Origin of the sequence: Rhodocista pekingensis (assembly GCF_042665545.1) — a bacterium.
Taxonomy (GTDB): Bacteria; Pseudomonadota; Alphaproteobacteria; order Azospirillales; family Azospirillaceae; genus Rhodocista; species Rhodocista pekingensis.
Genome location: NZ_JBHTCM010000016.1, coordinates 65830 through 78875 on the forward strand (window position 1 = coordinate 65830; position 13046 = coordinate 78875).

General features: G+C 70.4%; 11 protein-coding genes. 1 reads left to right on the forward strand and 10 read right to left on the reverse strand.

Annotated features, from left to right (window positions below; translation table 11 throughout):
- Positions 1–4 precede the first annotated feature (4 nt).
- The 5 genes from ACFQPS_RS15040 to radA form a co-directional block, all read right to left on the reverse strand.
- Complete coding sequence (locus tag ACFQPS_RS15040) at positions 5–1627, reverse strand: GMC family oxidoreductase (RefSeq protein ID WP_377360040.1); 1623 nt, start codon at positions 1625–1627, stop codon at positions 5–7.
- 405 nt (positions 1628–2032) lie between these two features.
- Positions 2033–2755: an SDR family NAD(P)-dependent oxidoreductase gene (locus ACFQPS_RS15045; RefSeq protein ID WP_377360041.1), complete on the reverse strand. Its 723-nt coding sequence runs from the start codon at positions 2753–2755 to the stop codon at positions 2033–2035.
- 91 nt (positions 2756–2846) lie between these two features.
- Positions 2847–4307 carry an amidophosphoribosyltransferase gene (gene purF / locus ACFQPS_RS15050; protein WP_377360042.1) on the reverse strand — a complete coding sequence of 487 codons (1461 nt, stop codon included), beginning with the start codon at positions 4305–4307 and terminating at the stop codon, positions 2847–2849.
- 49 nt (positions 4308–4356) lie between these two features.
- A complete protein-coding gene (locus tag ACFQPS_RS15055; protein WP_377360043.1) occupies positions 4357–5055 on the reverse strand; it encodes a CvpA family protein in 699 nt (232 codons plus the stop codon).
- Between the two features lies 1 nt (position 5056).
- Positions 5057–6457: a DNA repair protein RadA gene (gene radA / locus ACFQPS_RS15060; RefSeq protein WP_377360044.1), complete on the reverse strand. Its 1401-nt coding sequence runs from the start codon at positions 6455–6457 to the stop codon at positions 5057–5059.
- Between the two features lie 238 nt (positions 6458–6695).
- On the opposite strand from radA, the gene ACFQPS_RS15065 reads away from it, so the two are divergent.
- On the forward strand, positions 6696–7118 hold the full coding sequence (locus tag ACFQPS_RS15065; RefSeq protein WP_377360045.1) for a hypothetical protein: 423 nt from the start codon (positions 6696–6698) through the stop codon (positions 7116–7118).
- 14 nt (positions 7119–7132) lie between these two features.
- On the opposite strand, the gene ACFQPS_RS15070 is transcribed toward ACFQPS_RS15065, so the two are convergent.
- The 5 genes from ACFQPS_RS15070 to ACFQPS_RS15090 form a co-directional block, all read right to left on the reverse strand.
- Entirely contained in the window at positions 7133–7939 is an 807-nt protein-coding gene (locus ACFQPS_RS15070) for an ABC transporter ATP-binding protein (protein ID WP_377360046.1), read from the reverse strand.
- Positions 7936–8706: an MlaE family ABC transporter permease gene (locus ACFQPS_RS15075; protein WP_012566767.1), complete on the reverse strand. Its 771-nt coding sequence runs from the start codon at positions 8704–8706 to the stop codon at positions 7936–7938. The genes ACFQPS_RS15070 and ACFQPS_RS15075 overlap by 4 nt, the downstream gene beginning before the upstream one ends.
- Positions 8707–8835: 129 nt before the next feature.
- On the reverse strand, positions 8836–9978 hold the full coding sequence (gene alr / locus ACFQPS_RS15080; protein WP_377360047.1) for an alanine racemase: 1143 nt from the start codon (positions 9976–9978) through the stop codon (positions 8836–8838).
- Positions 9971–11470 carry a replicative DNA helicase gene (locus tag ACFQPS_RS15085; protein WP_377360048.1) on the reverse strand — a complete coding sequence of 500 codons (1500 nt, stop codon included), beginning with the start codon at positions 11468–11470 and terminating at the stop codon, positions 9971–9973. Before ACFQPS_RS15085 ends, alr begins: the two co-directional genes overlap by 8 nt.
- A 112-nt stretch (positions 11471–11582) precedes the next feature.
- On the reverse strand, positions 11583–12842 hold the full coding sequence (locus tag ACFQPS_RS15090; RefSeq protein WP_377360049.1) for a class I SAM-dependent methyltransferase: 1260 nt from the start codon (positions 12840–12842) through the stop codon (positions 11583–11585).
- Positions 12843–13046: the final 204 nt, after the last annotated feature.

Here is a 13046-nt window from a genome sequence, read left to right on the forward strand (position 1 = left end):
GTTCCTATTCCGCCGCCTGGAGGTCGCCCGGCCGCAGGTTGCGCCGGCCGCGGATCAGGTCGGCCGCCTTCTCCGCGATCATGATGGTGGGGGCGTTCGTGTTGCCGCCGACCAGCCGCGGCATGATCGAGGCATCCACCACCCGCAGCCCGTCCAGCCCGTGGACCCGCAGTTGCGGGTCCACCACCGCCATCGGGTCGGTGCCCATGCGGCAGGTGCCGACCGGGTGGTAGACCGTCTCCGAATGCTGGCGGATGGCTTCGTCGATCGCCTCCGGAGAGGTGACGTCCGCTCCCGGTACGATCTCCCCCACGTTGGCGGCGGCCAGCGGGCCGGTATTGGCGATCTCCCGCGCCAGCTTCAGCCCGATGCGCAGGGCGGCGCGGTCCTCTTCCGTCGCCAGATAGTTCGGGTCCAGCAGCGGCGCGACCAGCGGGTTGGCCGAACGCAGCCCGACATGCCCGCGGCTGGTCGGGCGGAGCTGGCAGACATGCAGGGAGAAGCCGTGCTCGGTGACATAGGTGCGGCCGTGGTCCTCGACGATGCAGGCGAGGAAGTGGAACTGGAGGTCCGGCCGCTCCAGCGACGGGTCGCTTTTCACGAAGCCGCCGGATTCCGCGAAGTTGCTCGTCAGCATCCCCTGCCGGCTGGTCATGTAGCGGACGATCTCCACCAGATTCCGGGGCAGGGCCGACAGCTTCCAGGAGAAGGAATGCCGGCTGCCGTCCCGGTACATCGGTCGGATGTCCAGATGGTCCTGGAGATTGCGGCCGACCCCCGGCAGCTCATGCACCACCTTCAGCCCGTGCCGGTGGATCTCGTCGCCCGGTCCGATGCCTGACAACAGCATCAGATGGGGCGTGTTCAGCGCCCCGGAGCTGAGGATCACCTCCGTATAGGCCATGGCATTGCCGGGCACGCCGTCGCGCACATACTCCACCGCCACGACGCGGCCGTTCTCCACCACCAGACGGGTGGCGTGGGCGCCGGTGACGATGGTCAGGTTGGGGCGGGCGCGCACCTCCGGCGGCAGGTAGGCGCGGGCGGCGCTGCACCGCTCGCCGCCCTTCTGCGTCACCTGATAGTAGCCGAAGCCCTCCTGGTCGGGACCGTTGAAATCGTCGTTGCGCCGGTAGCCCAGCGCCTCGGCGGAGCGCAGGAACATCTCGGCCAGCGGGTTGGTGTAGCGCAGATCGGCCACGTTCAGGGGGCCGCCGGTGCCGTGCCGGTCGTCGCCGCCGCGCTCGTTGTTCTCCGCCCGGCGGAACATCGGCAGCAGCGAGGCGTAGTCCCAGCCGGGACAGCCCAGCTCGGCCCACTCGTCATAGTCGCCCGCGTGACCCCGGATGTAGATCATCGCGTTGCAGGCGCTGGAGCCGCCCAGCGTCTTGCCGCGCGGCCAGTAGAGCCGGCGGCCGCCGAGATGCTTCTGCGGCTCCGTCGAGTAGTTCCAGTTGAGGTCCTTGCTGCGCATCATGGCGACCATGCCCGCGGGCACATGGATCGCCATGCTCCTGTCCGGGGGGCCGGCCTCCAGGAGGCAGACCTTCACGTCCCTGTCTTCCGACAGCCGGGATGCCATGACGCACCCGGCGGAGCCACCGCCGACGACGACGTAGTCGAACATGTTTCCTCCCGGTCCGGTGGCCGGTTGTCCCGGCCCCTGTTTGGAAACATGCTGCCTTACGGAGATACCGCCTGGAAAGCGTGCCGGGGAACGCTCCCGCGCCTGACCGCAGGGCGGACGGCTCTTGCACAGGCGGGAACGGGAGGATGGGAACCCCGGAAAGAGGTGGGCCCGCCGTCGGGGAAACGGCGGGCCCTATGGGATCGGACAGGCGGGCAGTGGGGAGGGGGGGAGTGCCGTCCGTCCCAAGTGCGAGGAACCAACGACCCCACCCTAGGATACCCCCGCCCCCCGATCTGTGACGGCGGTCACGCCTGCTTGCATTTCCGACCCGACAGCCGGGTCTGAGGCATGAGTCCGGGACAGATCAGATATGCGACCGCCGTCCGTCGGCCGCGTCCCGGATCAGCAGAGGGTCACCAGTTCGCCATGCCGGGTGCAGCCGGGGAGTGCCAGATCGACGAAGGCAGCGGCCACGTCGGCCGGCTGCCGCTGCGAGGCCGGCTCCTCCCCCGGGAAGGCCTTGCCGCGCAGGGCGGTGGCGACGGGGCCGGGGTCCAGCAGGTTGACCCGCAGGTTGGTGCGCAGCGTCTCCGCCGCCCACAGGCGCCCCATCATCTCCACCGCCGCCTTCGACGCCGCATAGGCGTTCCAGTAGGCCGCGGGAACGTGCCCGACGCGGTCCGTCACCAGGATGGCGCGCCCCGCGTCGGAGGCGCGCAGCAGCGGGTCCAGCGTGCGGATCAGCCGATGGTTGGCGGTGACATTGACCGTGAAGGTCTTGTCCCAGTCCTTCGGTGCGGCATGGCCCAGCGGACCGTGGAAGCCGAGCTGGGCCGCATTGGCGACGAAGATGTCCAGCCGGCCGAACTTCTCGAACAGGGCCGGGCCGATGACGTCCAGCTTCTCCAGGTCGGCGAGGTCCTGCGGGATCAGGGTCGCCGTGCCGCCGGCGGCCCGGATGCGGTCGTCCAGTTCCTCCAGCGCGCCCTGGGTGCGGGCGACCAGGACGACATGCGCCCCCTCGGCGGCGAAGCGCTCGGCAACGGCGGCCCCGATGCCGCGCGAGGCGCCTGTGATCAGGGCGATGCGACCGGCAAGGCGGCCGGTGGGGGACTGTTCGGTCATGGTTCCTGCCTGGCTGGCGGTTCGTCGGGTCGGTGTGGCCGTGCAGCGGCCGGAGGAGGGGCTTCCCCGGGCGGGGCGCCCCTCCGGCGGGTCAGGCCCGCCGTTCCGCGAACAGCGGCACCGGGCTGGCCTCGTAATCCGTCAGCGGGATCGGATAGTCACCGGTGAAGCAGGCGTCGCAGTACTGCGCATTGGCGCCGTTCCGCGCGGCATGGCCCAGAGCCTTGTATAGGCCGTCAAGGCTGATGAAGGCGAGACTGTCGGCATTGATGAATTGCCGCATCTCCTCGACCGAGTGCTTGTGCGCAAGCAGCTTCTCCTTCTCCGGCGTGTCGATGCCGTAGAAGCAGGAGTGGCTGGTCGGCGGGCTGGAGATGCGCATGTGGACCTCCTTCGCCCCGGCGTCGCGCATCATCTCCACGATCTTCACCGAGGTCGTGCCGCGCACGATGGAATCGTCCACCAGCACGACCCGCTTGCCGGCGATGTGGTGGCGGTTCGCGTTGTGCTTCAGCTTCACGCCCAGGCGGCGGATCTTGTCCGTCGGCTGGATGAAGGTGCGGCCGACATAGTGGTTGCGCACGATGCCCAGGTCGAAGGGGATGCCGCTCTGCTCGGCATAGCCCAGCGCCGCCGGCACGCCGGAATCCGGCACCGGGATGATCAGGTCGGCGTCCACATGGCTCTCGGCGGCCAGCTCGGCACCGATCCGCTTGCGCACCTGATAGACGGACAGCCCCTCCACCAGACTGTCGGGGCGGGCGAAGTAGATGTACTCGAAGATGCAGAACTTCGACGGCGCCTTCTGGAAGGGGCGGAAGCTCTGCACGCCGGTCTCGTCGAGCACGACCATCTCGCCCGGCTCGATGTCCCGGACATAGTCGGCACCGATGATGTCCAGCGCCACGGACTCGCTCGCCAGCACCGGGGCCTCGCCCAGCCGGCCCAGCACCAGCGGCCGCACGCCCAGGGGATCGCGCACGCCGATCACCTGATCCTTGGCGAGGCAGACCAGGGAGTAGGCGCCCTCGATCTGGCGCAGCGCCTCCACCAGCCGGTCGATGACGTTGCCGCCGCGGGCGGTCGCCATCAGATGGATGATGACCTCGGTATCGGTGGTGGACTGGAACAGGCAACCGCGGCGGACGAGCTGGCGGCGCAGCATGTTCGCGTTGGTCAGGTTGCCGTTGTGGCCCACGGCGAAGCCGCCGAACTCGAATTCCGCGAACAGCGGCTGCACGTTGCGCAGCGCCGTCTCACCCGTGGTCGCATAGCGGACATGGCCGATGGCGGCGTTGCCGCGCAGGCTCCGCATCACCGGCTCGCTGCCGAAGATGTCGCCGACCTGACCCAGGGCGCGGTGCTGGTGGAAGACCCCGCCGTCGAGGCTGACGATGCCGGCCGCCTCCTGCCCGCGGTGCTGCAACGCGTGCAGGCCGAGTGCCGCGAGCGCCGCGGCGTCCTGCGGCCCCAGGATGCCGAAGACGCCGCACTCTTCGCGCAGCTTGTCCCCGTCCTGCATTTCGGGGTCGAAGGGATTGGTCGTGAGCATCGTCCGGGCGCCTTTCGCGGGGTCGGTGTGGGCTGGGCGGGGCATGAGGTCAGCGGCCATCCGGGGGGGCCTCCTGTCCGCCTGTGTTCTCCAACAACTGATTGAGCTGGCCGCGTTCCTGCTGGCTGTAGCCGCGGCTGGTCTCGGGGGCCGGGGGGCCGGCCGCCGGCACGGGATTGGACAGGCGCTCCAGCTCCAGCGCGCGCTGCACGCCGATGTCGCGGTCGGGGGCCGCCGGCAGGGGCGTCCCGTCGCCCGGCCGTACCGGCAGCAGGGTGCGCAGCATCTCCGCCCCGCTGGCGAGCATCGGGCGGGTGCGGGCGGAGCGCAGCCACTCCGGCTCCTCCTCCGGCCGCCACAGCCAGGTGCTGAAGAGGAAGGCGAGGCAGACGACCGCGGCTCCCCGCGCCACGCCGAAGGCGAAGCCCAGGGAGCGGTCGATGGCCGACAGCGAACTGTCCTGCACCCGCGCGGACAGGGAGTGCGTCAGGATCGAGAAGGCGATCAGCGCCAGGGTGAAGAGGGAGAGCCCGGTGGCGATGTCGGCGAGGTAGCGCTGCTCGACATAGGCACGGGCGATGGGGGCGGCGGCGTTGAAGCCCCAGAGGGTGACCAGCGCCGCGCCGATCCAGGCCGCGATCGACAGCACCTCGCGCACGAAACCGCGGGCGAAGGCCAGCAGTGCGGACAGCAGGACCACGGCGAGAACGACGAGGTCCACGGGGTTGAGGCTGCTGCCGTCCATCATGTCAGCTCCGGGCCCGTGCGGGGGGCTGCGACGCCTGGAACAGGGGCAGCAGGTCGGCAAGCTGGTCCAGTTCGATGCGCTTCAGCCCGTCATCCCCCCGCCCGCCGGACCGCGTCCGCCGGGGGGTGGGCATCAGCGCCCGTCCGAATCCCAGTTTCGCCGCTTCCTTCAGCCTCTGGTCGGTCTGGCTCACCGCCCGGATCTCCCCCGACAGGCCGATTTCTCCGAACACCACCGTATCGGCCGGCACCGGCTCCCCCGTCATGGAGGAGACGAGCGCCGCCGCCACGGCCAGATCGGCGGCCGGCTCCGTCACCCGGAGACCGCCCGCCACGTTGAGGTACACGTCGTTGGCACCGATCGCCAGACCGCAGCGCGCTTCCAGCACGGCCAGCACCATCGCCAGCCGCGCGGTATCCCAGCCGACGACGGCGCGGCGGGGCGTGCCCAGGGGTGAGGGCGCCACCAGCGCCTGCACCTCCACCAGCACGGGGCGGCTGCCCTCCAGTCCCGCGAACACCGCTGTCCCGGTTATATCCCCCCGCCGGTCGGCAAGGAACAGCTCGGACGGATTGGGTACTTCGACCAGCCCTTCCTCGCCCATCTCGAAGACGCCGATCTCGTCGGTCGGGCCGAAGCGGTTCTTCACCGCGCGCAGGATGCGGAACTGGTGGCCGCGTTCCCCTTCGAAGTAGAGCACCGTGTCCACCATGTGCTCCAGCACGCGCGGGCCGGCGATCTGGCCGTCCTTGGTGACATGGCCGACGATCAGCAGCGTGATGCCGCGGCGCTTGGCGACGCGGATCAGTTCGGCCGCGCTGGCGCGCACCTGCGCCACCGTGCCGGGGGCGCTGTCCAGCGTATCGACATACATGGTCTGGATCGAATCGATCACGGCGACGCGCGGCCCGTCCGCCGCGTCCAGCGAGGCGACGATGTCGCGCACGCTGGTGGCGGCGGCCAGCTCCACCGGGGCCGCGGCGAGGCCCAGGCGGGCGGCGCGCATGCGCACCTGGTCCACCGCCTCCTCGCCGGAGATGTAGGCGACCTTCTCTCCCACCGCCAACGTGCAGCAGACCTGGAGCAGCAGGGTGGACTTGCCGATCCCGGGATCGCCGCCGACCAGCAGGGCCGAACCGTGGACCAGCCCGCCGCCGCAGACCCGGTCGAACTCCGCATTGCGGGTCAGCCGGCGCGGCGCATCGCTGGAGACGCCGGAGAGCGCCACGAACTCGATGCGGCGGCCGGAATGCCGGGCGGGACCCAGCCCCTTCGGCGCCGACTCGGGCACCTGCTCTTCGACCAGTGTGTTCCACGCACCGCAGGCGTCACAGCGCCCGCCCCATTTCGGAAAGGAGGCGCCGCAGGACTGGCAGACGAAGCGGGTGGAGGCGCGGGCCAAGGCGTCGGGGCTCCTGCGGGCGGCTCAAGATGTCCGATCAGGGAGTGTTTCGCTGATATGGCCCCTGCCGTCCATGCTTCGGAGAGGCATCATAACACGTTTGCAACATACGCGGACCTTCAGGGGCGCAGGCGGTGGGGGCTTGCACATCCTTGGCGGGTACGTGTTGACCCGGTTCCCTGCCGGTCCTAGCATCCCGGTCATATGCCCAGCAGGGCCGTCCCAGCAGGAGCCGCCGATGACCGACGATCCCGATGCCGCCGAGGTCACGCCCCCGGCCGGTTCCGCGGCCCCGACGTCGGGAGCGGGCGGCGCGCTTGTCCCGGCCGGCGCTGCCGATGCCGGCGGCGGTCAGGCCGGGCAGGGGGATCCGGGCGGGACCGGGACGGCCGGGGGCCGCCGCTTCTCCCTTACCGGGTCGATGACCATGAGCTTCGCCGTGAAGGGGCAGGCGCTGACGGCGGCGCTGCGCGTGCCGGCATCGCCGGAGCAGCCGGTGACCCTGGCGGTGGCGACCGCGGACGGTCCGCCGGGGGGTGTCTCCGTCGGCTTCACCCCGGCCAGCCGGGCCTTCCAGGTCCAGGGCCGGCTGGATCAGCCGGTGGCGCTGGGATCGGTCACGCTGGGACCGCTCGACCTGACGCTGAGCGGCCGGCTCTAGCGGCCCGGGGGCCGTCAGAACGCGCGGATCTGCATCCGGATCGGGCCGTCGGCGCGGCCGTGGATGAACTGGTCCACATGCGGGTTGCCGGAATTGTCGATCTCCGACACCGGGCCGACCCAGATCAGGCGGCCCTGGTACAGCATGGCGACGCGGTCGGCGATCTTGCGCGCGCTGGCCATGTCGTGGGTGATCGACAGGGCGGTGGCGCCCAGGTCACGCACGCACTTCACGATCAGGTCGTTGATGACGTCGGCCATGATCGGGTCCAGCCCCGTCGTCGGCTCGTCGAAGAAGATGACCTCCGGGCGGGTGGCGATGGCGCGGGCGAGACCGACGCGCTTCTGCATGCCGCCGGACAGCTCCGCCGGGTAGAGATCGGCCACCTCCGGCCCCAGGCCGACGGCGCCCAGGGTGGCGACCGCCCGCTCCTTCGCGGCCCGGCGGGGCATCCGCTGCCCCTGGATCAGGCCGAAGGCGACGTTCTCCCAGACGGGCAGGCTGTCGAACAGGGCGGCGCCCTGGAACAGCATGCCGAACTTGCGCAGCACCGCCTCGCGCTCGCGGCCGGAGGCGTGGGTCGTGTCCTCCCCGTCGATCAGGATGGTGCCCTCGTCGGGCTGGAGGATGCCCAGGATGCACTTCAGCAGCACCGACTTGCCGGTGCCGGAGCCGCCGATGATCACGATGGACTCACCGGCGGCGATGTCCAGGTCGATGCCGTCCAGCACCACCTTCGGCCCGAAGCGCTTCTTCACGCCGCGCAGGGAGATCTTCGGGGTGGCGCCGTTGCCGGGCCCGCGCAGGTCAGCCGCCGTCATGAGAAGAAGATCCCCGTGAGCAGATAGTTCAGGACCAGGATCAGGATGGAGGCGGAGACGACCGCGTTGGTCGTCGCCGCACCCACGCCCTGCGCCCCGCCGCGCGAATGGTAGCCGTGGTAGCAGCCCATCAGCGAGATGGCGAAGCCGAAGGCGCCCGCCTTCACGAGGCCGGAGACGACGTCCATCACCTCCAGGTACTTCCAGGTGCTGGTGATGTAGCCGCCGGCGTTGAAGTTCAGGCGGTAGACCCCGACCAGGAACCCGCCGAAGACGCCGATGATGTCGGCCACCAGCACCAGAAGCGGCAGCATCAGCGTGCCGGCCAGCAGGCGCGGCACCACCAGATACTTGAACGGGTTGGTGGACAGGGTGGTCAGCGCGTCCACCTGTTCGGTCACCCGCATGGTGCCCAGCTCGGCCGCCATGGCGGCGCCGATGCGGCCGGCCACCATCAGGCCGGCCAGCACGGGTCCCAGCTCGCGGGTGATGGACAGCACCACCACCGTGGCGATGGCGCTCTCCGCCTCGAAGCGGCTGAAGCCGCTGTAGCTCTGCAACGCCAGCACCATGCCGGTGAACAGCGCCGTCAGCCCCACCACCGGCAGCGAATAGTAGCCGATGTCGATCATCTGCCGGCCGATGTGCCGCAGATAGAAGGGCGGGCGAAGGCAGTGCGACAGGGCGATGGCGGTGAACAGGGCCAGACGCCCCGTCGCCTCCATGAAGACCAGCGTTGCGCGGCCGATACCGGCGATGAAACCCATCCGTCGTGCCCTGTCTGCCGGGAAGTCGGGGTACGGCTAATCGCCGTAGCCGCGGGTGTCAATATCAGGGGGCCGGATTCCGCCCGCTCCGCGCCGATTCGGCCGGTCCGGCCCGCCTTTCCCTTCCGGTCAGCCGCCCGGACCGTCCAGATGGACCCGGTGGTAACGGCTGCCGAGCCGGGTCAGCACCTCGTAACCGATGGTGCCGGCCTCCGCCGCCGCCGCGTCCACCGGCCGGTGCGGGCCGATCACCTCGGCCCAGCCGCCCTCGGCCAGGAACCGCTCGGGCACATCGGTCACGTCGGCCGTCAGCAGGTCCATGGAGACGCGGCCGACCAGGGGCGCGCGGTGAGCACCGCCGAACAGCACCTCGCCGCGGCCGGACAGCGACCAGGGATAGCCGTCGGCATAGCCCATGCCCAGGGCGGCGATGCGGCCGGGGCGCCCGATCCGGTGCGTGGCGTCGTAGCCCACCGTGTCGTCCGGCCATACCGGCCGGACCTGATGGATACGGGCGAAGACCCGCACGACGGGCCGCATCGGGTTCTCCGTCCAGGGGGCCGGGTTCGGGCCGTACAGGGCGATGCCCGGCCGCACCAGGTCGAAGTGATAGTCGCGCCCGTGGAAGATGCCTGCCGAGTTGGCGAGGCTGGCGCGGGCCGCGGGAAGCCGGGCCAGCGCCGCACGGAAGCGGCCGAGCTGGGTCTTCGTCATGGGATCGGCCGGATGGTCGGCGCAGGCCAGATGGCTCATCCAGCTCTCGACCCGGACACCGGCCAGCAGCCGGTCGGCGTCGCCGGCCAGGGTCTCCAGTTCCGCCGCCGTCAGGCCCAGCCGGTTCATGCCGGTGTCGATATGCACGAAGCAGGGCAGGGGGGCGCCGCGCCGCTGCCCTTCCGCCCGCCAGCGCTCCAGGTCGCCCGGCGTGTTCAGGGCCGGCAGCAGGCGGGCCGCGGCAAGGTCAGGCGCCGCTCCGGGCGGCACCCCGTGCAGCACGACGATGCGCGGCTCCGGCAGCACGGCGCGCAGCGCCATGCCGGCTTCCGTATCCGCCACGAAGAAGGTGCGCGCCCCTTCCGACAGGAGCCGGCGGGCCACCGGGCCTGCGCCCAGGCCGTAGGCGTCGGCCTTGACGACGGCACCGCATTCGGCGGGGGCGACGCGGGCCGCGAGGTCCCGCCAGTTTGCCGCGAGCGCGCCCAGGTCGATCGCCAGGACGGCACCGGCGCGGGACGGAACGCCGTCCAGCGCCGGGATCACCGGGTCAGTCATCGTAGTTGCTGTGATGCGTGTCCAGATCGCCGAAGCGGGTGAAGTTGCCGTCGAAGTACAGCTTCACGGTCCCGACAGGGCCGTGGCGCTGCTTGCCGATGATGACTTCGGCGGTGTTGTGGACCTGTCCCAGCCGCTCCTGCCAGCGCTGGTAACGGTCGTTGTACTTGTCGTCGGACTCGTCCGGACGGCGGGACGGCTCGGCGCGCTCCAGATAGTACTGTTCGCGGAAGACGAACATCACGACGTCCGCGTCCTGCTCGATCGAGCCCGACTCGCGCAGGTCCGAAAGCTGGGGCCGCTTGTCCTCGCGCTGCTCGACCGAGCGGGAGAGCTGCGACAGGGCCAGGACCGGCACGTCCAGCTCCTTGGCGATGGCCTTGAGGCCGCGGGTGATCTCGGAGATCTCCTGCACGCGGTTCTGCTCGCTGCGGGCGGACCCGCTGCCGCGCAGAAGCTGGAGGTAGTCCACCACGACGAGGCCGAGGCCCTGGGTCCGCTTCAGCCGGCGGCAGCGTGTCCGCACGGCGGAGATGCTGAGCGCCGGCGTGTCGTCCACGAAGAAGGGGACGCGGCTGAGATACTGGCTGGCCTCGACGAACTTCGGAAAGTCGCTGGCCGCGATCTCGCCGCGGCGGATCTTGTCGCCGCTCACCTCCGCCTGGTCGGCGAGGATACGCATGGCGAGCTGCTCGGCGCTCATTTCCAGGGAGAAGAAGCCGACCGGCGCCCCCTCCTTGCCGCCGCTGGTCATCCAGGCCTTGGCCGAGTTGAAGGCGATGTTGGTGGCCAGCGCGGTCTTGCCCATGGACGGGCGGCCGGCGAGGATCAGCAGGTCTGACGGATGCAGGCCGCCCAGCTTGATGTCGATGTCGCGCAGGCCCGTGGTCACGCCGGTGACGTGGCTGGAGCGGCGGAAGGCGGCTTCCGCCGTGTTGATCGCGGCGGCCAGGGCGCGCTCGAACGGGATGAAGTCGCCGCGCACGTCGCCGAACGACGCCAGTTCGAACAGCTTCTTCTCCGCCTCTTCGATCTGGTCCCCGGCGGAGATGTCCAGCTCGTGCTTGTAGGCGGTGTTCACCATCTCCTCGCCGACCTCGATGAGCTGCCGGCGGAGATAGGATTCGTGGATGATGCGGCCGTAATCCTCGGCGTTCGGCACCGTGACGATGGCCGCGGCGAGGCGCGCCAGATACTCGGTGCCGCCGATCTCCCGGATGTCGGCGTCCTGCTCGAAATAGGCCTTCAGCGTGATCGGGTTCGCCACCTGGCCGCGGTCGACCAGGGTCGCGCAGGCCCGGAAGATCTTCTGATTCTCGGGGAAGAAGAAGTGTTCGGGGCGGAGGAACTCCCCGACCTTCTCGTAGGCCTTGTTGTTGACCAGGATGGCGCCCAGCAGAGCCTGTTCCGCCTCCTCGTTGTGGGGCGGGACGCGGTAGGACAGGTGCCGGTCGCCGGCGTCGGCGGGCGGATCGAGCAGTCTGGTTTCCATGGTGCCAGTGTAACAGCGGGCGGGCCCGGGAGACTAACCCGTCCGCAGGAAACCGCCCGTGCAAACCGTGCACAGCAGGTGGACAATATTGTGGATAAGCGCTGCAACTGCCTCAGGCGGCTAGGCCCGCGGCCCGGGTCGTCGCGGCCTCCGTCCGCTGGACATAGTCGCGCGTCAGCGGCACCGCGTCCACGCGGCGGGCGAGCTGTGCCTGCCAGACCATGTGGCCCTGGTAGCGGAAGGCACCTTCGCAGCCGGCCAGATAGAATTCCCACATCCGGCAGAACCGCTCGTCGTAGAGCCGCGCCGCCCGCTCCCGGTTCGCCAGGAACCGCTCCCGCCAGTGGCGCAGCGTCTCGGCATAGTGCAGGCGCAGGATCTCCATGTCGGTGAGGTAGAGGCCGGAGCGTTCGATCGCCGGCAGCACCTCCGACAGGGCGGGGGAGTAGCCACCGGGGAAGATGTAGCGGCGCAGCCAGGGGCTGGTGCTGCCCGGCCCCTCCAGCCGGCCGATGGCATGCAGCAGCATCACCCCGTCCTCGCTCAGCAGCCGCCGGGCCGTGTGGAAGAAGGTGCCGTAGTGCGGCAGGCCGACATGCTCGAACATGCCGACCGAGACGATGCGGTCGAAGCGCCCCTTGAGCTGGCGGTAGTCCGCCAGCTCGAAGCGCACCCGGTCGGACAGGCCGGCCTCCTCCGCCCGGCGGCGGGCGACGGCAAGCTGCTCCCGCGACAGCGTCACGCCCGTCACCTCCAGATCGGCCGTGCGGGCGAGATGGAGCGCCAGCCCGCCCCAGCCGCAGCCGATGTCCAGCACGCGCTGGCCGGGACGCAGCAGCAGCTTGGCGGCGATGTGCCGTTTCTTCGCCGCCTGCGCTTCCTCCAGGCTCAGGCCGGGCTCGGTGAAGTAGGCGCAGGAATACTGGAGATCGGGGTCGAGGAAGAGGGCGTAGAGCTGTTCCGACAGGTCGTAGTGGTGGGCCACGTTGCGTTGGGAGCGGGCCGCCGGATTGATCTGGTGCAGCCAGCGCAGCAGGGGACGGATACGGTCGCGCAGCGCATCCCAGCGGCCATAGCCGCCGCGGCCGGCATTGCGCAGGACCAGCGCGATCAGATCGTGGATGCCGCCCCGGTCCAGGGTCAGCGTGCCGTCCATGTAGGCCTCGCCGGCGTACAGGCCCGGATTCAGCGCCAGCTTCCAGTGCAGCGCGCGGTCGTGCAGGCGGACGACAGGATGGGGCGCGGGGGGATGGGTTTCTGGGGATGCCGGCGGCGTATCGCCGTCACCGAACTCCCAGCGGCGGCCGTCGGCATCGATCAGCGTCAGGCGGCCGGTGACGATCAGGGCGTCGAACATACGGGCGAGCAGCACGGGCGACCTCCGGCATCGGTCCATCGGGCTTGCGACGGATGCGCGGCCGGCAGCGGTCAGCGGCGGACGCAGGCTCGCCACGCATCCGCGATTCCAGGTGGGAACCCGTCCGGCGGGGATCAACGGCTGTCACGGGCCGGAGCCGGCGCGGAAGGGGTAGCCCGAACGAAAACGGCGCGCCCCGGGAGGGCGCGCCGTCTTTTC